Origin of the sequence: Pseudomonas sp. LAIL14HWK12:I1 (assembly GCF_003202095.1) — a bacterium.
Taxonomy (GTDB): Bacteria; Pseudomonadota; Gammaproteobacteria; order Pseudomonadales; family Pseudomonadaceae; genus Aquipseudomonas; species Aquipseudomonas monteilii.
On record NZ_QJKG01000001.1, the window covers coordinates 790099 to 810221 of the forward strand.

The window sequence follows — 20123 nt, forward strand, 5'->3', positions numbered from 1 at the left end:
CCTTAAAGAGCATTGATCAAGGTGGTGAAGGTTTCCTGTGCCGCCTTGATAATCTGCGACGACGCGGTGTAGTACTGCTGGAACTTGACCAGGTTGCCGACCTCTTCATCGACCGACACGCCGGAAAGGCTGTTGCGGCTGTCCAGCGCAGAGCTGTGCAGCGCATTGGTGGCATCACTGTCCATTTCCGCCTGGCCAGCTTTTCCGCCAACGTTTGAAACCAGCTTGGCATAGGCATCGGTAAAGCTGATGCCCTTACCGTTGGCCCCGACTTCGACCGTGGATTTGGTCTGGAGGTCGATCACCGACTGGGCGTTGCGGTTGTCGGCCGAGCCAGCCCCCGTCAACGACACGGTGTAGCTGTCGCCGTTCTGTGGCGCGCCGGAAACGCTCATTTCGAAGGTGAAGCTGCTACCGGTCGCATTGCCGCTGCCATCGACCATCGGCACCGACAGCTTCAGCTTGTTCTCCTGGCCCGGCACGATGGTGCCGCTGCCGATTTCGGTACCCTTGGCGTCGTACAGCTTGTAAGCCTGGGGCGAAGTGGTTTCGTCACCGAACACCAGCTTGACCGGGGTGGAATTCTTCAGGCCTGCCTGCAACTGCGAACGCTGCGTGGCATCGTAGATATCCAGCTGCGAGGTCAAGGTCGGCTGGGTGATCACCCCGGTGCCCTTGTTGCCGGCACCGTTGGTGGCGGTCAGGGGTGACGCCAGGGCCAGGCGTTTGGGGTCGGTGAGGACCGTCTCGATATTGGCGGCCGCGTTGCGAGTGGGTGTGATCTTGAAGCTGTCGCCAGCGCTCAAACCGCCGCCGTTGAGCGACAAGGTAAAGCCATCAATGACCGGCGGTGGCGTGTCGTTAAGGTCGTAGCTGCCCATTTCGGTGCCTTCCGGCAGCTTGCGCACGCTGTAGCCTGTGGCGCTGGTGAAGGTCACCTGGTAATCGCTGGTAGTCAGTTTGCCGGTGTCCTTGATGCTGACATCCAGGTTGCCGGACCCGATGCTGTTGCCGAGTTTGGCCACGCTGCGCTCACTCATGGCCTTGGCGCTGTTGATGTCACCGAACAGGGTGGCGCCAAAGTTGCCATCCTTGTCGATACCCTGGGCCAACTGGCTATTGATCTGGTCTGCCAACACCAGGGCCACGCGCCCCAGCTCGTTAAGCGCAGGGTCGAGGGTTTCACTGCGGTAGCGGATCAACCCACCCAGCTCGCCTCCGGTGGCACTGCTGGTGATGTCCATCTTGGTCGAGCCGCGGTTGAGCACCAGGCTCAAACGGCCCGGGTCGCTCGCCGTAGGCTCCACACCCACCGTCTGGGTGGTGTTGCCCAGCACCAGCGCCTGGCCGTTCTTGAGATAGACATCGTAGGTGCCGTCACGCTCGACCACATCCGTGCCGATCAGCTTATTCAACTCACGCACCGCACCATCACGCTGGTCCAGCAAGTCGTTGGGCTGACCGGAAACAGCGCCCACCCGGGCGATTTGCTCGTTCAACCCGGCGATGGTCTTGGTCAGGTTGTTGATCTGGTCGGTAATCGCCGTCATGTTGCTGTTGATATTGCTCAGTTGCTGATTCAACTGCGACGACAAGGTATTGAAACGCTTGGCCAGCGACTGGGCGCTGGTCAGCAATAGCTGACGCGACGCGTCTTCGGTTGGCTTGGACGCCGCATCCTGCATGGAGGTGAAAAAGCTCTGCAGCGCAGCCGTAATACCGGTATCGCTACTGGACAGCGAAGTATCCAGCGGCGTGATCTGATCCAGGTACGAGGACGCCTCACTGCTCAGCGAGGTGGTGGTACGCAGCTGGTTCTCGATGAACGCGTTGTACACCCGGCGCACGTCCGCCAACGTAGTGCCCGTGCCAATGAACACCTGGCCGACTTGTTGCCCGCCCTTGGTCTTTTGCACGTTCTGTTGGCGCGAGTAGCTTTCGACATCGGCGTTGGCGATGTTGTTACCGAGGGTGTACATCCCCGACTGCGCGGCACCCAGCCCCGACATACCAATGTTGATCAGACTCGCCATGGTTCCATACCCTTAAAGTTTTGTTGCGGTACCGAGCATTGCGTAGTGCTCGTACGACTTCATCTGTCTTGCGATCTGCGAGATCTTGCTGGCGTAATTCGGGTCGGTGGCATACCCGGCCTTTTGCAACTCTTGCACGAACTGTTCTGGTTTATCGGCGGCCTTCACCGCATCTTGATAGCGTGAATTGTTCTGCAGCAGGCTGACCAGGTCGTGGAAGCTGTCCTGATAGGAATCGTACGAACGGAACGCCGCCGTCTCCTTGACGAACTGGCCATCACGGTACTCGCTGGTAATCGCCCTCGCCTCGCCGCCGTCCCAGTTGCCAGTGGCCTTGATACCGAAAAGGTTGTGGCTGCTGCTGCCGTCGGTGTTGCGCATGACCGACTTGCCCCACCCGGTTTCCAGTGCGGCCTGGGCCACCAGGTAGCGTGGGTCGATACCAATGCGCTTGGCCGCCTGTTCGGCCATCGGCAGCATGGTGGCGACGAATTCATCGCTGTCGCCAAAGGCTTTGTTCGGCGCCAGCGGCGGCTGGGCCACGGCGCGGCCGACGATGCGCAGGCCGTTGTCCGGCACGGCGAAGGCCTTGGCCACTTGCTGGCCGTCACGGGCAGGCACAGTGGCGGTGTTGGCAGTGGCCGCCGACGGCACGATGCCGGCCAGCAAGCGGTCGGTGAGTTTGCTCGGCAGTGCCAGGCGCCGTGAATTGAGTGCTGCGACGTCGTTGCGGGTCGCGGTCGACTGGGCGGCATGCACCGGCTCGGCCACCTTGTTGCCCCACAACGCCGGGGCATTGCCCTCGGTACGTGGAAACGGGCTGGTGCTGGCCGGGCTGGCCTTGTTCTTCGACAGCTGACGCACCAGCACATCCTGCAGCCCGATACCGCCACCTTCGCGCGACATGCTCACAGCCAGTTGCTGGTCATACATGTCACGGTACTGCTTCACCGTTTCGGTGTTCATCGGGTTGTCGTCGGCCAGCACGTCGCTGGCCTTGCGCGAGGCCTTGAGCATTTCGCTGATGAACAGCGACTCGAACTCCTGGGCGACCTTGCGCACGTTGGCATCGCTGTCGCGGTCGCCATGCTTGAGCGAGCTCAGGCGATTGAGGTCGGTGTAGGCACCGCTGTCGGCGCTGCCGGAAACCAGGCTTTTGCTGTTCATCCGCGCCGTCCTCAGATCACAATCAGGTCGGCCTGCAAGGCGCCGGCCTGTTTCAGGGCTTCGAGGATCGCCATCAGGTCGCCAGGCGCTGCGCCCACCTGGTTCACCGCACGGACGATTTCATCCAGCGTGGTGCCCGGCCCGAACTTGAACATGGGCTTGGCTTCCTGCTCGGCATTGACCCGCGAACGCGGCACCACGGCGGTCTGGCCGTTGGAGAACGGCCCGGGCTGGCTGACGATCGGGTCTTCGGTAATGGTCACGGTCAGGCTGCCGTGGGTGACCGCCGCTGGCGACACCTTGACGTTCTGGCCGATGACGATGGTGCCGGTGCGCGAGTTGATGATTACCTTGGCCACGGCCTGGCCCGGGTCGATTTCGAGGTTTTCCAGGATCGACAGGTAATCCACGCGCTGGCTTGGGTCCATCGGGGCACTGACGCGCACCGAACCACCGTCCACGGCCTGTGCCACACCAGGGCCGAGCAGGTCGTTGACCTTGTCGACGATACGCTTGGCGGTGGTGAAGTCGGGGCGATTGAGGTTCAGGGTCAGGGTATTACCCTGGTTGAAGCCGCTCGGCACCGCACGCTCGACACTGGCACCACCCGGAATACGGCCGGCCGACGGAACGTTGACGGTGATCTTCGAGCCGTCACGGCCTTCTGCATCAAAGCCGCCGACGACCAGGTTGCCTTGGGCAATGGCGTAGACGTTGCCATCGATACCCTTGAGCGGGGTCATCAGCAGGCTGCCGCCGCGCAGGCTCTTCGAGTTACCGATCGAGGAAACGGTAATGTCCACCACCTGGCCAGGCTTGGCGAACGCCGGCAGGTCGGCATGCACCGACACCGCCGCAACGTTTTTCAGCTGCACGTTGCCGGAGCCGGCCGGCACCTTGATGCCGAACTGCGACAGCATGTTGTTGAAGGTTTGCAGGGTGAATGGCGTCTGGGTGGTCTGGTCACCCGTGCCGTTCAGCCCCACCACCAAGCCGTAACCGATCAACTGGTTGGAACGCACGCCAGAGATGCTGGCGATATCCTTCAGGCGCTCGGCCTGGGCAGCGAACGCACAGGACAAGAGCAGAGTTGTGGCAATCAGCTGCCTCACGTTGAACATGGTCATCCGTACTCAGAAAGGCCAAAGCGGGCTGATGAAGAAGCGGTCCAGCCACCCGGGCTGGCTGGCATCGGCGAACGAGCCGGTACCGGAATAGGTGATGCGCGCGTCGGCCACACGGGTGGACGGCACGGTGTTGTCAGTGGCGATATCGTCAGCGCGGATCATGCCGGCAATACGCACCAGCTCTTCGCCTGTGTTCAGGGTCAGCCACTTCTCGCCACGCACGGCGATGATGCCGTTGGGCAGCACTTCGGCCACAGTGACGGTGATGGAGCCGGTCAGGGTGTTGCCCTGGGTAGCCTTGCTATCTCCCTTGGTGGTGCGCTCGCCGTTGTAGCCGGCCTCCAGTGACAGATCACCGCCGCCAAACGGGTTGTTGGTGTTTGGCGTAGTGCCGAACAGCGAAGTCAGGCCGATATTGGCGTTGCTGTTTTTCTGGATCTGCGAACCGGCGTTCTTGCTGGCGGACGTGCGCTCGTTCAGCGTGATGGTGATGATGTCACCCACCCGGAACGCCTTGCGATCGCTATACAGGTTCTGCTCGAAACCGGCCTGGTAGATCGAACCGTTGTTGGCCGCTGCCGGCAACGGGGTGCGCGGCAGGACCGGCGCATAGTACGGGTCGTTGGGCTTGGGCGTCGGGCCGACGCAACCTGCCAGCAACACCGCCCCCCCCAGGGCGAACACGGACAACAGACGATTCATGATGCATACCTCACGGGTGTAACGAAGCGACAGGGCTTAGAGCTGTTGGGTCACGAACGACAGCATCTGGTCGGCGGTGGAGATGACCTTGGAGTTCATCTCGTAGGCACGCTGGGTGGTGATCATGTTCACCAACTCTTCCACCGTGCTGACGTTGGAGTTTTCCAGCGTCTGCTGCAGGGTAGTGCCGAAGCCGTTGAGGCCTGGGGTGCCGACCTGCGGCGCACCACTGGCAGCGGTTTCCAGGAACAGGTTGTTACCCATTGCCTGCAGGCCAGCCGGGTTGATGAAGTCGGCGGTCTGAATGTTGCCGATAACCTGCGCAGCCGGGTTGCCGGCGGTGGTGATCGACACGGTGCCGTCCTGGCCGACCGTGAAGGTCTGGGCGTCGTTCGGGACCACGATGGCAGGCTCCAGCGCCAGGCCATCGGCGTTGACGATCTGGCCGTCGGAGTTCAGGTGGAACGTACCGTCGCGGGTGTAGGAGACGGTGCCGTCAGGTTGCAGGATCTGGAAGAAGCCACGGCCATTGACGGCCATGTCCAACGGGTTTTCCGTGGTCTGCAAGCTGCCGGTCTGGAAGTTTTTCTGCGTGCCGACAATGCGCACACCGGTACCGACCTGCAGGCCCGACGGCAGCTCGCTGTCCTGGGTAGACTGCGCACCTGGCTGACGCTTGATCTGGTACAGCAGGTCCTGGAATTCGGCACGATCACGCTTGAAGCCGGTGGTCGAGACGTTGGCCAGGTTGTTGGAGATGACCGTCAGGTTGGTGTCCTGTGCGGACAGGCCGGTTTTAGCGACCCAGAGAGCCGGAAGCATTTAGTGTTCTCCTCGTGCGCCTGATTTACGGCACCCGTTCAAATGTGGTTAGCCGAGTTGCAAAACACGCGCCATGGCTTCATCGCCTTCCTTGGCCGCGTTCATCATCTTGACGTGCAGTTCGAACTGACGGGACAGCGCCAGTACAGAAGTCATTTCCTCGACAGCGTTGACGTTGCTGCCTTGCAAAAAGCCCGATACCACCCGCACGTTGATGTCGGCATCGGCGGGTTGGCCAGACGTGGTGTGAATCAGCCCGTCCTGGCCTTTGGTCAGGCCTTTGGTGTCGGGGTTGACCAGCTTGATGCGGTCGACCTCTGCCATCACGCGTGGGTCTTCACCCATGGAGCGGATGCTGATGGTGCCATCGGAGCCGACTTCGACCTTTTGCTCAGGCGGGATGGCAATAGGGCCGCCGTTGCCGAGCACAGGCATGCCGTTGCCAGCACGCAACACCCCGAGGGCGTCGATGTTCAGGCTACCGGTACGCACATACGCTTCACTGCCATCTGGCGCTTGCACGGCGATGAAACCATTACCGCTCACGGTCACATCCAGGTCGCGGCCGGTTTCCACCATCGGGCCTTCACTGAAATCGGTGCCCGGGCGCTCGGTCATGGCAAAGGCACGCGCCGGAAAGCTGTCACCGAACACCGGCATCGAACGCGCCTGCTCCAGGTCACGCTGAAAACCATTGGTAGAAATGTTGGCCAGGTTGTTGGCATGCGCCTTCTGCGCCAGCGCGTTCTGGCTGGCCCCGGTCATGGCCACATAAAGCATCTTGTCCACAATCATCCTCCGTTGCACTGGCGGCCGTTTGCCGTTCGCCGTTGCTCTACAGGGGCTAAAGCAAGTTCCGAACCAACTTGCCAAAAGCACGAAAAAGCCCGTGAATACGGGCAATTGGGCAAGCCCAGGCGGCGACAGCCGCCGGTTATCCGGCGCTGCTTTGCCGCTGGCGGCAAAACGGGTTCATCTACAGGCAACCCCGTACCTACGGCAGGTCACGGCAACGCGCATTGTTGTAAGGCCCGGCAAAGCGCCTCCAGCCCTCACCTGGCGACCACTGCGAACACACCAGACGCCCATCCACCAGGCTTTCCCATCGCCAGTAAGGCGCTGGCGCCGCCTGCAGCTGACCAAGACAGCAGGCAACCAGCATTGCGACAAACAGCCTTTTCATCACCCCTCCTGCAAAAACGACGAACCCCTTCACGAGAAAGGGGTTCGCCTGTACGCACTCAAACAATCACGATCAAGTCATCTGAATGATGGTCTGCATGACGGTACTTTCGGTCGAAATGGTCTTGGCGTTCGCCTGGTAGTAGCTCTGCGCCTTGATCAGATCAACCAGCTCCTGCGTCAGGTTGACGTTGGAGCCTTCCAGCGAGTTGGACTCGATCGCGCCCAAGGTACCGGTTTTCGGCGAGTCGATACCCGGAATGCCCGAGTTGTAGGTCTCGGTCCAACGGGTACTGCCGATTTGCTGCAGCCCCTGCTCGTTGGCGAAACTCGCCAGCGCTACCTGACCAATGGCGCGCGACTGGCCATTGCTGAAGGAGGCGAACAATACACCCGTCGCGTCGATGCTCAGGTTGGACAGGATGCCCGTGGCATAACCGTCTTGGGACTGAGACATACGCGCCGTTTCAGTGTTGTAGGAGGTGGTGCTGGCCATCGACATTTTCATGCCGGCAGCATCGCCCACCGCACCGTTGGCACTCCAGTTACCCGAAGCATCTTCGGCTGCTGGCACCCAGCCAATCATGCTGAAGGTATTGTTGACGACCGTGAACGAGGTGCCCGCTGGGTGCCCGGTGTTGTCGGCTGTCATCGAGTTGACCGAGCCATCGCTGTTGAATGCGATCGTGCCCACCAGCGGCTCTGTGCTGCCCGGATTGAAAGGGTTGCGCCCGTCAACGAGGGTGTACATGGTCCACTCGTTGGTACCGGTCTTGCGATAGAACTGCTCCATGGTGTGTTCGTTGCCCTGGCTGTCATACACCTTGGTCGGGAACGAGCGGGTATAGGTCGTATCGTCGGAAGGGTCGAACGGCTTGTTCGCCACCAAGGCAGGCGAGGTGACACCCAGCGACTGGTCGGTACCTGCCGCACCACTGGCAACCCAGTCACCATTGGCATCCTGAGTGGCCGGCACCCAGCCGGTCATGGCAAACGCGCCATTGCTGACCGTGAACGAAGCACCACTTGGCACGCCCGTGGTGTCAGCCACCATGGAGCTGATGGTGCCATCACTGTTGTAGTTGATGGTGCCGGCCAGCGGGGTGGTACTGGCCGGGTCGAACGGGTTGCGACCGTCGACCAGCGTGTACATGGTCCATTCGTTGGTGTCGGTCTTGCGGTAGTACTGCTGCACTTCGTGCTGAACACCGTTAGCATCCAGCACGGTACTGGTGCTGGAGCGCTGATAAGTGCTTGGGTCCGCCGGGTCGAATGCAGCCATGGACGGCGGCTTGGTGTTGTCATACACCAGGAAAGGAATCGAGGCCGCCGAGGAGTTCAGGTTGATGCCCTGGTCGATCAACGAGGTCGGCTTGGGCTGCAATGCCGACGTATCGATCTTCAGGTCGGTCAGGACGCCTTTCTGGATCTTGCCGGTGGCATCCGCCATGTAACCTTGCAGGCGCAGGCCATCGGAGGTTTCGACGAAGTTGTCCTTGCTTGGCTGGAAGGAGCCCGCCCGGGTGTATACCTTCGAGCCGTTGTCAGACAGCACGAAGAAGCCCTGCCCCTGGATGCCCATGTCCAGCACGTTGCCCGTGGTGTTTACATCACCTTGGGTGAACTGCTGAGAAATGGCCGCCAGCCGCACACCATTGCCCACCTGATTCTTGCCCACACCCAGGCGGTTGGCGCCTGCATACACATCCGCGAACTCGGCGCGCGAGGACTTGAAGCCCGTGGTATTGACGTTGGCGATGTTGTTGCCGGTGACATCCAGCTGCTTGTTGGCTGCGTACAGACCGCTAAGGCCGATATTGAAAGACATGAATTCGCTCCTTTTGCCGCTCTAGCGGGCCTTAGATACCGATGGTTTGCACGTCGGAGAGGGAGACCTTGCCTACACCGGCAAGGTTGAGCACCATTTCGCCCGAGGCACTGAAGCTGACACTGGTGACCTTGGCCGGCAACAGCGTGCTCATTTGCACCGCCTTGCCATCGACTGTGGTGCTTGCAGTGAAGGTATAAGTGCCCGGGTCCACTTTCTCGCCACTGTTGTTGGTACCGTCCCAGATGAAGTCGGCGTAACCGGCTTTCTGCTCACCCAACTCGATGGTCTTGACCGTGTTGCCGTCCTTATCCTTGATGGTGATCTTCGCTTCACTGATGGCCTGGGGTACAACGAACTGGGCATTGAAGCTTTCAGCGGTGTCAACCACGGCCTTGTCGTTCTGAACCACCACCGACCGCCCTACCAGCGACGATGCCTGAAGCGCCTGGGACGAAGCCATGGCACTGGTGATGGCGCTGACCGAGTCGTTCAGCGAGGTAATACCTTCCAGGCTGCTGAACTGCGCCAGCTGGGCAACGAACTCGCCGTTATCCTGCGGGTCCAGCGGGTTCTGGTGCTGCATCTGGGTGACAAGCAACTGCAGGAAAGCATCTTTGCCGAGCGAATCGGTGCCAGTCTTGGATGCAGTGTCCGTGGTCTTTTTGGTGCTGGTGCCCACGCCCGACGCCGACAGCACGTCATTGAGGTTCACACCGTTAGTATCGATTGCCATGGTCCGAATTCCTTATCACTGCCCCAGGGTCAGCACTTTCTGCATCATGGTCTTGGCCGTGTTCATCAGTTCGGCATTGGTCTGGAACGCGCGGCTGGCAGAGATCATGTCAGCCATCTCCTCGACCACGTTGACGTTCGGGTAGTAGACGTAGCCGTCCTTGTTCGCCGCCGGGTGGTTTGGCTCGTAACGTGCCTCGAGGGTGCTCTGGTCTTCGACGATGCCTTTTACCTGCACGCCCTGCCCTGCTTCACCCTGGTCTTCGAACAGCGACTGGCTGCTGCCGGCCTGTGCGTCCTGGAAGGTGGTAGCGAACACCGGATGGCGGGCGCGGTAGGTCTGGTCGATGCTCGAAGACACGGTCTCGGCGTTGGCAATGTTGGACGCAACGGTATTCAGGCGCGTGTTCTGCGCGCTCATACCGCTACCGGCAATGTTGAAAACACTGGAAAGGGACATGGTCATTCTCCCCGCAGGGCGGAAACCAGCCCTTTGAATTTACTGTTGAGCAAGGTGAAACTGGCCTGGAAGCCAATGGCGTTTTCGGTGTAGTTCGATTGCTCGATCTGCGCGTCCACGGTGTTCTGGTCGATCGACGGCTGCAGCGGTGTGCGGTACTTGAGGGTATCGTCAGCGGCAATGGCGAGGCCTTCGGCTTCGATGTGCCGGCTGTTGGTACGGTCCATGGCGAAGCGGCCGCTTTGCTGCTTGCTGGTTTCGGCGGCGAGCACCGAAGAAAAGTCCATGTCACGCGCCTTGTAGTTGGGCGTGTCGGCGTTGGCGATGTTGTTGGCCAGCACTTCAGCGCGCTGGGCGCGGAAGCCCAGTGCCTTTTCGTGAATGCCAAGCGCCTTGTCGAAGCTGATGCTCATGTCGGGGAAACCTTCAGAGGTTGACCGGAATATCGTTGAGCAAGGTATAGCAAGGGCTGTGCCAACGCGTGAAAAGCCCGAAAACACAGGCTTTCGAGGTACGGTGGTGTCAGGGTGATGCCAGAAAAGCGGCAAAGGCCCTCCGCCTTGGGCGGCGAAAGCGGCAATTGCCGGGTGGCAAAAGCGGCAAATCAAAAATTTGACGTCAGTCTTTCCCCTGTACCGGCCTCTTCGCGGGCGCGCCCACGAAGAGGCCGGTACAGGCCAACAAAAAGGCCGGCAACTTTCGCTGCCGGCCTTTGTGCTTACTTGGCCTGGTAGATGATCCCCGGGCTGCACTGCACCATCTGGTAATGATCCGGCAACCCGTTCAGGGCTTCCGAGGCGCCGAGGAACAGGTAGCCACCCGGCTTCAGGGTGCTGTGAATGCGCAGCAGGATGTCCTTCTTCACCTGCGCCGAGAAGTAGATCAGCACGTTGCGACAGAACACGATGTCGAACTTGCCCAGGCTGGCATAGCTGTCGAGCAGGTTGAACGAGCGGAACTCGACGCGGCTGCGAATGGCCGGCTTCACCGCCCAGCGCCCTGGCCCCTTGGGGTCGAAGTAGCGCTGCAGGCGCTCCTGCGACAGGCCACGGGCAATGGCCAGGCTGTCGTACTCACCGGTCTTGCAGTTGGTGAGCATGGTGCCTGACAGGTCGGTGGCCACAATCTGCGCCCCCATCTTCAGCTGGCCCAGGTTGCTGCGCTCGAACTCGTCGATGGCCATCGAGATGGAATATGGCTCCTGCCCCGACGAACAGGCCGCCGACCACATGCGCAGGCGCTGGCCTGGGTTGTTGCGGATGAACTCGGGAATCACCTTGTTCTTCAGCACTTCGAACGGGTAGGTATCGCGAAACCACAGGGTCTCGTTGGTGGTCATGGCATCCACCACCTGCTCGCGCAAACCGCCGCGCGGCTGGGCCTGGATACGCTGTACCAGCTCGCCCAGGCTCTTGATGCCCTGTTGTTCCATCAGCTTGTTGAGACGGCTGGAAACCAGGTACTGCTTATTCTCGCCCAGCAGGATGCCACAGGCTTTCTCCAGGAATACCCGGAACTGTTCGAAATCCAAATTACCCGTAGACACTACTGCCGCCTCTTTTCAATCACTGGTGCCGGGGGCCTGCCCCCGGCTGCTTCAATGCGCTGCCTTAATCCGGTCGACCACCCGCTGGGCCAGGTCGTCCGGCTTGAACTTGGCCAGGAAGTCATCGGCGCCGACCTTCTTGACCATTGCCTGGTTGAACACCCCGGAGAGCGAAGTATGCAGGCAGATGTGCAATTTTTGCATGCGCGGGTCGCTGCGGATCTCCGCCGTTAGCGTATAGCCGTCCATTTCCGGCATTTCAATGTCGGAGATCATCATCAGGAACTCTTCTTCCGGCTTTTTGCCCTCATCCACCAACTGACGCAGGTAGTTCAGAGCCTGACGGCCATCGTTGAGCGCAACCACCTCGACCCCTACGGTCTGCAGGCAGCGGCTGACCTGCTTGCGCGCCACCGACGAATCGTCGACGGTCAGCACCCGCATCAGCACGGCCTTGTCCTGCACTTCGGCGTCGATCACCCCGGCCGATACCGATTCCGACGATGGCGACACTTCGGCCAGCACCTTCTCCACATCGATGATCTCGACCATCCGGTTGTCCACCCGGGTGACCGCCGTCAGGTAGTGGTCACGGCCAGTTCCCTTGGGTGGCGGATGGATCTCTTCCCAGTTCATGTTGACGATGCGCTCCACCGAGTGCACCAGGAAGCCCTGGGTCTTGGTGTTGTACTCGGTGATGATCACGAAGCTGTTGCGCGTGTCTTCCTGCAGCGGCCGCAACCCGGTGGCCATCGACAGGTCGAGAATCGGGATGGTCGCCCCGCGAATGTTGGCAACGCCACGCACCACCGGGTGCGCCTTGGGCAGCAGGGTCAGCGCAGGGCACTGCAGCACTTCCCTGACCTTGAACACGTTGATGCCGTAAAGCTGCTCGCCATTGAGGCGAAACAGCAGCAATTCCAGGCGATTCTGCCCCACCAGCTGTGTGCGCTGGTTGACCGAATCCATAACACCCGCCATGCCAGACTCCTTAATCTTTCAGCCTTTCGTTGCAACTCAGGTAGCGAGTCGGCACGGGCTTTGCTTTTTTGAGCGTCATGCACACGAAAACGACATTTTTCCGACGATTGACGCGCCTGCTGACCGGCTTGCTGGCCACGCTGTGCCTGCTGGCGCCCGGCGTTCGTACGTTAGCGGACGCGTTCACCTTGCCTGAACAACTTATCGGTGTCACCCAAGGGTTTCTTGAATTCACGGTAGAAGATTACCTGGCCACCACCCAGACCCCTGGTCGCTATGAGATCCAGGTCAACCCGCTGGACCCGCGCCTGCGCATGCCACTGTGCAGCCAGCCGCTGGACGCCTCGCTGGAAAGCCCCGCCCTGCCGCTAGGCCGGGTAACGGTACGGGTCCGCTGCGACAGCGCAGCCCCGTGGACAGTGTTCGTACCGGCTACCGTGCGGCTGTTCCGCGACGTGGTGGTGGTAACCCGCCCGCTCAAGCGCGACAACACGGTTGGCGAAGGCGACGTGGCCCTGCGCGAGCGCGATGTCGGCACCCTTGGCCAGGGCTTTCTGACTGAACTGGACCAGGCAGTGGGCATGAAGATGCTGCGCCCCACGGTGATCGACCAGGTGCTGACCCCGCAGCATCTGGAACAGGCCGAGGTGGTCCGCAAGGGTGACCAGGTGGTAATCATTGCCCGCAGCGGCAGCCTGAGCGTGCGCATGCCGGGTGAGGCCCTGAGCAAGGGCGGCCTGAGCGAGCAGATACGGGTACGCAACCTCAACTCCAAGCGAGTGGTGAAGGCCAGGGTGACCGGCCCCGGCCAAGTCGAGGTCAGTATGTAGGCCGGCCACCAGATTAGGCTGGCAGTGAGGAACCGCTTTTCCTAAACTGTGTCAGAACACGGGTTCGCGAGCTTGCTGACAGGCGGCGATGCATTTGTGCCTAAAGTTTCTATCGGGTTGGCCGAAAACAAGGCAAGCGTCCAAATACCCAGAGGTTTCTGATCATGGTCATCGACTTCAGTCGTTTGAATAACTCTCCGTCCGTCACGGGCGGCGTGCGCGGCAACACCGCGTCCGGCAGTGCCGAAAAACCGGCAGCCAGCCAGGAAGCGGCAAGCGCCACCAGCACCAGCGGAGAAGCGGTACACCTCAGCCAAGAGGCACAGCAGTTGCAGAAGATCAGCGACAAGCTGCGCGACGAGCCGGTGGTCAACAGCGCCCGTGTGGCCCAGTTGAAACAGGCGATCGCCGACGGCAGCTACCAGGTCGATGCCGGCCGGGTCGCCAGCAAACTGCTCGATTTCGAAGCTCAGCGCTGACCGTTCGGCGCGCTGACTTCACGGACGCTAGAAAAGCCAAGAGTTAGCCATGCACGACATCACCTTGCTGCAACTGATCGAAGACGACATTGCCCCGATGCAGGAACTGCTCGACCTCCTGCAAAAGGAGTCTGTAGCCCTGCATGGCCGCGATATGGCTCCGCTGGAAAATATTTTGGCCCGCAAGCAGTCATTGATCGTGTTGCTCGAGCAGCAAGGCCTGCGGCGCAACAACCTGCTGACCAGCCTTGGCCTGAGCGCAGACCGCGCCGGTGTGGAGGCTGTGGCGGCACAATCGCCCAACGGTGAATTGATCCTGCAACAACTCGACGTGATCAGCCAGTTGATGCAAGCCTGCCAACAGCTTAACGAGACCAATGGCCGGATCATCCAGGTGCAGCAACACGTCACCAGCAACCAGATCCGGATCCTCATGGGCGGCGATTCGCCGTCGCTGTACGACAGCCGCGGCAGCACCTCGCCGCTGGCCAAGCCACGGGCCCTCAGCCAAGTGTGATTTTTTCTATCAAGGCACGGAACATACTGGCAAAATGCCGTTAATTGCGTGTGTCGCTTTTGCCTGGAGAACGATAAGCCGTGTTCAATGAATCCGATGCCCCGCAACCGCCAAAGGTGCTGAGCACCCCCTTGGAGATTGCGGCCAACTTACGGCAGCTGCAGGAAAGCCACGACCCCCTCATCATCACCTTCCACGACCGTAGCCAGCGCTTTCAGAGCTATGTGGTGCACGTGGACCGTGAAAGCAACACCCTGGCCCTGGACGAAATGATCCCCCGCGATGGTGAGAAGTTCATCGAGAACGGCGAGCACTTCCGCATCGAAGGTTTCCACGATGGCGTGCGCATCGCCTGGGAATGCAACCACACGCTGAAGATTACCGAAGTCGACGGCCACCGCTGCTACAGCGGCCCCATGCCAGAAGAGATGACCTACCACCAGCGCCGCAATGCCTTCCGCGCCGCGCTGAAGTTGTCGCAACTGGTCGATATCATCCTCGACGGCGCCCACCTGAAGGGTAACGGGGCCCTGCGCGGCAAACTGCTGGATATCTCGGCTACCGGCTGCAAACTGCGCTTTGAAGGCAATGTCGAAGACCGCCTGCAACTGGGCCAGGTGTACGAGCGTTTCAAGGCGGGCAACCCGCTGGGCCTGGTGGACACCATGGTCGAACTGCGCCACCTGCACTATGAAGAGCGCATCAACACCACCTTTGCCGGCGTACGCTTCCATAACCTGAGCGGGCAGGCACAGCGCAAGATCGAGAGCTTTGTATACCAGCTGCAGCGTGAGGCGCGGCGGTTCGACAAGGACGACTACTGATCGTCGGCTAGCTGTTAAGCAAAAACGCCACCTGCTGAGGTGGCGTTTTCATTTGTGCTCTTCCTGCCCCGCGAAGAGGCCGGTACTGGCTTACACCGACTTGCTGACCGCCTCCGGTTCAGCTGCCTGTTGCTCAGCCCCTTTGTCTTCATCCTCGGTATCTTCAGCCGCTACCGGCGCCTGCATCATGTCCTGCACGGTCTGCTCATCCACCCGTGGGTCCAGCGCTGCCGACAACGGCGAACCGGCCGCCGGCATCGCCACGTGGCCCAGCGGCGCATCCTGAACCTGGTGCAGCCCGGTAACCGCTTTCGGCCGAATGCGCCACACCAGCACCAAGGCGAAGAACACAAAGAACGCGTACAGCATCTGTGCGCCCAGCACCTTCATCAGCACGCCCGCCGCCAGGGGCCCGATGCACGCACCCACACCGTAGGTCACCAGCAGCATGGCGGTCAGCGACACCCGCCGCTCGCTTTCCACGTGGTCGTTGGAAAACGCCACCGCCAGCGGGTACAGGCAGAACTGCAGCAACGAAATCAAAAAGCCGATACCGAACAGCAACTCCAGCGGCACACTGGGCAGTATCGCCAAGGGCGCAGCGGCCAACGCCAGGCCTATTGCCACGCTGCGAATCAGCACCGCCCGGTCGTAACGATCAGACAACCAGCCCAGTGGCCACTGCACCAAAAGGCCAGCAAAAATGCAGCTACCCATGAACAGGCCGACCTGCTCGGTCGTCATCCCCTGGCTGGAGGCATACAAGGGCGCCAGGCCGTAGAACGAGCCGACGATCAATCCCGAGCCCAATACCGTACTGAGCGATTGCGGCACACGCTTGATGAAGAACTTCGGCTCCATCGGCGCCGGGCGCAAGGGCGCCGGGTGAATGCGCCGGGTCATCGCCACCGGCACCAGGCACAAGGCAAAGCACATCGCCACCAGCATCAGCAGCTCCGGGCCGAGCGCGGGGTGCACCACCAGGATCAGCTGGCCAAGCACCAGCCCCAGGTACGATGCGATCATGTAGCCGCTGAACACCGCGCCACGGTGCTTCACATCAGCCTGCTCGTTGAGCCAGCTCTCGATGACCATGTATTGGCACATCATGCCCAGGCCCACGATCATGCGCAGCCCGACCCAGGCCGGCAGCCAGCTGGTCAGGCCATGGCCGAGCACTGCCGCACCGACGATGCCGGCGCAGGTGGCATAGGCGCGAATGTGCCCTACCCGGCCGATCAGCCGGTGGCCGACCTTGCCGCCCACCGCCAGGCCAAAATAGTTGGCCGCCATCAACGCGCCCACCCACAGGCTGTCGACATGGTCAGCCGCCAGGCGCAACGCCAGGTAGGTACTGAGCAGACCCGAGCCGATCAACATCATCAGCGCGGCGAAATACAACGACTGAAACGGCTTCCATACATTTCGCATACGTCCCGCAATGCTCCCTGGTCAGGTGGCGGTAGGTGCTAGCAGCATAAGGGCAAACGCCGGTCCTTGCAGGCCCCCGACTGCAAAATGGTGCAGCCGGGGCGTGTCCGGTGCAGGTCGTGTCGCGATCAGGCCTGTGCCGCCAGAACCCGGCGCTCCCACGGGGTGATTTCGTCGAAGAAATCGGTCAGCTCCAAGGTCTTGCTGGCGATGTAGCCTTCGATGAACTCACTGCCGAACAGTTCCCGCGCCAGCGCGCTGCGCTTGAGCCGCTCCAGCGCCGCATGGAGGGTGCATGGCAAGCTCAAGTGCTCCGGCACTTCGAACTCGCCCTGGATCGCCGGCGAAGGTTGCAGGCGCTGCTCGATGCCGTGCAACCCCGCGGCCAGGGAGGCGGCGATGGCCAGGTAGGGGTTGGCGTCAGCGCCGGGCAAGCGGTTTTCCACCCGCCGCGCTACCGCTGCACTGGCCGGGATGCGCAAGCCTGCTGCACGGTTGTCCTCGGACCAGCAGGCGTTGTTCGGCGACGCATAGGGGTGGCACAGCCGCTGGTACGAGTTGACGTTGGGCGCAAACAGCGCAGTGAAGTCGGCCATGCATGCCTGCAGGCCGCCGATGAAATGGTGGAAGGTATCGGTAGGCTGGCCCTGCTCATCGCTGAACACGTTACGCCCGCTGCCGGTATCGACCAGGCTCTGGTGAATATGCATGGAACTGCCAGGCGTGCGCGCCAGCGGTTTGGCCATGCACACCACGGTCAGCCCGTGCTTGAGTGCCACTTCCTTGAGCAGGTGTTTGAACAGGAAGGTCTGGTCGGCCAGCAGCAGCGGGTCGCCATGTAGCAAGTTGATCTCGAACTGGCTGACGCCCATTTCGTGCATGAAGGTGTCGCGCGGCAGGCCGAGCGCGGCCATGCACTGGTACACCTCATTGAAGAACGGGCGCAGGCCGTTGTTGGAGCTGACACTGAACGCCGAATGGCCCAGCTCGCGGCGGCCGTCGGTGCCCAGCGGTGGCTGGAACGGCTGCTGCGGGTCACTGTTGGGGGCAAACACGAAGAACTCAAGCTCGGTCGCCACTACCGGTGCCAGACCCAACGCTGCGTAGCGGGCGATCACGGCCTTCAGCTGGCCCCGGGTGGACAGTGCCGAGGGCCGGCCATCCAGTTCATTGGCATCGCAGATGGCCAGGGCGCGACCGTCATCGCTCCAGGGCAAGCGATGAACCTGGCTGGGTTCCGCTACCAACGCCAGGTCGCCGTCGTCGCTGCCGTAGAACTTCGCCGGCGGGTAGCCGCCCATGATGCATTGCAGCAGCACCCCACGGGCCATCTGCAGGCGGCGGCCTTCGAGAAAGCCTTCGGCGGTCATCACCTTGCCGCGTGGGACGCCGTTGAGGTCGGGGGTGACGCATTCGATTTCATCGATGCCCTGGAGCTGAGCGATGCTCATGACGCTTGTCCTTGTTGTTGTAGGCTGACAACAACATAGGCTGGGGGTGTTTAAAATATCAAGCAGCCTCTCGAACGCCTGGGGCCTCTTCTATTCGCGCAAGGTCATGCCATTGGCCGGCAACGGCAAGGCTGTCTTGTAGCGCACCTGTTTCAAGGCAAAACTCGAGCGGATATTCGCCACACCCGGCAACCGGGTCAGGTAATCGAGAAACCGCTCCAGCGCCTGGATACTCGGCAGCAGTACCCGCAACAGGTAGTCCGGGTCGCCCGTCATCAGGTAGCACTCCATCACCTCGGGCCGTTCGGCAATTTCTTCCTCGAAGCGGTGCAGCGACTGCTCTACCTGTTTTTCCAGGCTGACATGGATGAACACATTCACATCCAGCCCCAACGCCTCGGGCGACAACAAGGTCACCTGCTGGCGGATCACCCCCAGCTCTTCCATGGCCCGCACCCGGTTGAAACAGGGCGTGGGCGACAGGTTGACCGAGCGTGCCAGCTCGGCGTTGGTGATGCGGGCGTTTTCCTGCAGGCTGTTGAGAATGCCGATATCGGTACGATCGAGTTTGCGCATGAGACAAAATCACCGGTTTTTTGTGTTTATGCGGAATGTTTATCTGCCCCGCTCGGCAAAGGCAATCAACTTGAGAGAAAAATTCTCCTGCCGGACCACTAAGATGTAGGGGACGCTGACTTACCAGTCACAAGCCGGTACTCAGCGGCGGCCGCTTCAGAGCTCACAAAAACAAATACCCGAGCGAGCGTAAAAAGCATGAACGAGTACGCCCCCCTGCGTTTGCATGTGCCCGAGCCCACCGGCCGGCCAGGCTGCCAGACCGATTTTTCCTACCTGCGCCTGAACGATGCAGGTCAAGCCCGTAAACCCCCTGTCGATGTCGACGCTGCCGACACCGCCGACCTGTCCTACAGCCTGGTCCGCGTGCTCGACGAGCAAGGCGACGCCCAAGGCCCGTGGGCTGAAGACATCGACCCGCAGATCCTGCGCCAAGGCATGCGCGCCATGCTCAAGACGCGGATCTTCGACAGCCGCATGGTGGTTGCCCAGCGCCAGAAGAAGATGTCCTTCTACATGCAGAGCCTGGGCGAAGAAGCCATCGGCAGCGGCCAGGCGCTGGCGCTTAACCGCACCGACATGTGCTTCCCCACCTACCGTCAGCAAAGCATCCTGATGGCCCGCGACGTGTCGCTGGTGGAGATGATCTGCCAGTTGCTGTCCAACGAACGCGACCCCCTCAAGGGCCGCCAGCTGCCGATCATGTACTCGGTACGCGAGGCCGGCTTCTTCACCATCAGCGGCAACCTGGCGACCCAGTTCGTGCAGGCGGTCGGCTGGGCCATGGCCTCGGCGATCAAGGGCGATACCAAGATTGCCTCGGCCTGGATCGGCGACGGCGCCACTGCCGAATCGGACTTCCACACCGCCCTCACCTTTGCCCACGTTTACCGCGCCCCGGTGATCCTCAACGTGGTCAACAACCAGTGGGCCATCTCAACCTTCCAGGCCATCGCCGGTGGCGAGTCGACCACCTTCGCCGGCCGTGGCGTGGGCTGCGGCATCGCTTCGCTGCGGGTGGACGGCAACGACTTCGTCGCCGTTTACGCCGCTTCGCGCTGGGCTGCCGAACGCGCCCGCCGTGGTTTGGGCCCGAGCCTGATCGAGTGGGTCACCTACCGTGCCGGCCCGCACTCGACCTCGGACGACCCGTCCAAGTACCGCCCTGCCGATGACTGGAGCCACTTCCCGCTGGGTGACCCGATCGCCCGCCTGAAGCAGCACCTGATCAAGATCGGCCACTGGTCCGAAGAAGAACACCAGGCCACCACGGCCGAGTTCGAAGCGGCCGTGATTGCTGCGCAAAAAGAAGCCGAGCAGTACGGCACCCTGGCCAACGGTCACATCCCGAGCGCCGCCTCGATGTTCGAGGACGTGTACAAGGAGATGCCCGACCACCTGCGCCGCCAACGCCAGGAACTGGGGGTTTGAG

At 61.4% G+C, this 20123-nt stretch carries 21 protein-coding genes; 5 read left to right on the top strand and 16 right to left on the bottom strand.

What is annotated here, in order from left to right; translation table 11 throughout:
• Positions 1 to 2 precede the first annotated feature (2 nt).
• The 13 genes from flgK to D906_RS03605 all read right to left on the bottom strand — a co-directional run bounded on the left by flgK (position 3) and on the right by D906_RS03605 (position 12583).
• Complete coding sequence (gene flgK / locus D906_RS03545) at positions 3 to 2033, bottom strand: flagellar hook-associated protein FlgK (RefSeq protein ID WP_027615309.1); 2031 nt, start codon at positions 2031 to 2033, stop codon at positions 3 to 5.
• Positions 2034 to 2045: 12 nt separating this feature from the next.
• Positions 2046 to 3200, bottom strand: a complete 1155-nt coding sequence (gene flgJ / locus D906_RS03550; RefSeq protein ID WP_027615310.1) for a flagellar assembly peptidoglycan hydrolase FlgJ — start codon at positions 3198 to 3200, stop codon at positions 2046 to 2048.
• An 11-nt stretch (positions 3201 to 3211) separates the two neighbouring features.
• A complete protein-coding gene (locus D906_RS03555; protein ID WP_027609424.1) occupies positions 3212 to 4321 on the bottom strand; it encodes a flagellar basal body P-ring protein FlgI in 1110 nt (369 codons plus the stop codon).
• 12 nt (positions 4322 to 4333) lie between these two features.
• Positions 4334 to 5029 (bottom strand): flagellar basal body L-ring protein FlgH, encoded by a 696-nt coding sequence (flgH, locus tag D906_RS03560; protein WP_016711815.1) that lies wholly within the window; start codon positions 5027 to 5029, stop codon positions 4334 to 4336.
• A gap of 36 nt (positions 5030 to 5065) precedes the next feature.
• Positions 5066 to 5851 (bottom strand): flagellar basal-body rod protein FlgG, encoded by a 786-nt coding sequence (gene flgG / locus D906_RS03565; protein ID WP_012051601.1) that lies wholly within the window; start codon positions 5849 to 5851, stop codon positions 5066 to 5068.
• A 48-nt stretch (positions 5852 to 5899) separates the two neighbouring features.
• Positions 5900 to 6640: a flagellar basal body rod protein FlgF gene (locus D906_RS03570; protein ID WP_027609423.1), complete on the bottom strand. Its 741-nt coding sequence runs from the start codon at positions 6638 to 6640 to the stop codon at positions 5900 to 5902.
• 205 nt (positions 6641 to 6845) lie between these two features.
• On the bottom strand, positions 6846 to 7034 hold the full coding sequence (locus D906_RS03575) for a hypothetical protein (RefSeq protein ID WP_016711817.1): 189 nt from the start codon (positions 7032 to 7034) through the stop codon (positions 6846 to 6848).
• 72 nt (positions 7035 to 7106) lie between these two features.
• Complete coding sequence (locus D906_RS03580; RefSeq protein WP_027609422.1) at positions 7107 to 8861, bottom strand: flagellar hook-basal body complex protein; 1755 nt, start codon at positions 8859 to 8861, stop codon at positions 7107 to 7109.
• Between the two features lie 31 nt (positions 8862 to 8892).
• On the bottom strand, positions 8893 to 9597 hold the full coding sequence (gene flgD / locus D906_RS03585; RefSeq protein WP_016711819.1) for a flagellar hook assembly protein FlgD: 705 nt from the start codon (positions 9595 to 9597) through the stop codon (positions 8893 to 8895).
• A gap of 15 nt (positions 9598 to 9612) precedes the next feature.
• Complete coding sequence (gene flgC / locus D906_RS03590; RefSeq protein WP_027609421.1) at positions 9613 to 10056, bottom strand: flagellar basal body rod protein FlgC; 444 nt, start codon at positions 10054 to 10056, stop codon at positions 9613 to 9615.
• 2 nt (positions 10057 to 10058) lie between these two features.
• Entirely contained in the window at positions 10059 to 10469 is a 411-nt protein-coding gene (flgB, locus tag D906_RS03595) for a flagellar basal body rod protein FlgB (RefSeq protein ID WP_016711821.1), read from the bottom strand.
• 305 nt (positions 10470 to 10774) lie between these two features.
• Positions 10775 to 11602, bottom strand: a complete 828-nt coding sequence (gene cheR / locus D906_RS03600) for a protein-glutamate O-methyltransferase CheR (RefSeq protein ID WP_004575768.1) — start codon at positions 11600 to 11602, stop codon at positions 10775 to 10777.
• Positions 11603 to 11653: 51 nt separating this feature from the next.
• A complete protein-coding gene (locus D906_RS03605; protein ID WP_010955104.1) occupies positions 11654 to 12583 on the bottom strand; it encodes a chemotaxis protein CheV in 930 nt (309 codons plus the stop codon).
• 77 nt (positions 12584 to 12660) lie between these two features.
• On the opposite strand from D906_RS03605, the gene flgA reads away from it, so the two are divergent.
• The 4 genes from flgA (at position 12661) to D906_RS03625 (ending at position 15233) form a co-directional block, all read left to right on the top strand.
• Positions 12661 to 13413, top strand: a complete 753-nt coding sequence (flgA, locus tag D906_RS03610) for a flagellar basal body P-ring formation chaperone FlgA (protein WP_019099579.1) — start codon at positions 12661 to 12663, stop codon at positions 13411 to 13413.
• Positions 13414 to 13577: 164 nt separating this feature from the next.
• Positions 13578 to 13892: a flagellar biosynthesis anti-sigma factor FlgM gene (gene flgM, locus D906_RS03615; protein WP_012273535.1), complete on the top strand. Its 315-nt coding sequence runs from the start codon at positions 13578 to 13580 to the stop codon at positions 13890 to 13892.
• 49 nt (positions 13893 to 13941) lie between these two features.
• Positions 13942 to 14409, top strand: a complete 468-nt coding sequence (locus D906_RS03620) for a flagella synthesis protein FlgN (RefSeq protein WP_016711824.1) — start codon at positions 13942 to 13944, stop codon at positions 14407 to 14409.
• An 80-nt stretch (positions 14410 to 14489) separates the two neighbouring features.
• A complete protein-coding gene (locus D906_RS03625; RefSeq protein ID WP_025753857.1) occupies positions 14490 to 15233 on the top strand; it encodes a flagellar brake protein in 744 nt (247 codons plus the stop codon).
• 90 nt (positions 15234 to 15323) lie between these two features.
• On the opposite strand, the gene D906_RS03630 is transcribed toward D906_RS03625, so the two are convergent.
• From D906_RS03630 to bkdR, 3 genes are all read right to left on the bottom strand, one after another.
• A complete protein-coding gene (locus tag D906_RS03630) occupies positions 15324 to 16664 on the bottom strand; it encodes an MFS transporter (RefSeq protein ID WP_025753858.1) in 1341 nt (446 codons plus the stop codon).
• A 128-nt stretch (positions 16665 to 16792) separates the two neighbouring features.
• Positions 16793 to 18034 carry a glutamine synthetase family protein gene (locus D906_RS03635; RefSeq protein ID WP_176431006.1) on the bottom strand — a complete coding sequence of 414 codons (1242 nt, stop codon included), beginning with the start codon at positions 18032 to 18034 and terminating at the stop codon, positions 16793 to 16795.
• A gap of 171 nt (positions 18035 to 18205) precedes the next feature.
• On the bottom strand, positions 18206 to 18691 hold the full coding sequence (gene bkdR / locus D906_RS03640) for a Bkd operon transcriptional regulator BkdR (RefSeq protein ID WP_012273540.1): 486 nt from the start codon (positions 18689 to 18691) through the stop codon (positions 18206 to 18208).
• Between the two features lie 198 nt (positions 18692 to 18889).
• On the opposite strand from bkdR, the gene D906_RS03645 reads away from it, so the two are divergent.
• Positions 18890 to 20122, top strand: coding sequence for a 3-methyl-2-oxobutanoate dehydrogenase (2-methylpropanoyl-transferring) subunit alpha (locus tag D906_RS03645; protein WP_019099583.1), 1233 nt, complete (start codon positions 18890 to 18892; stop codon positions 20120 to 20122).
• The last annotated feature ends 1 nt before the right edge of the window (position 20123 follow it).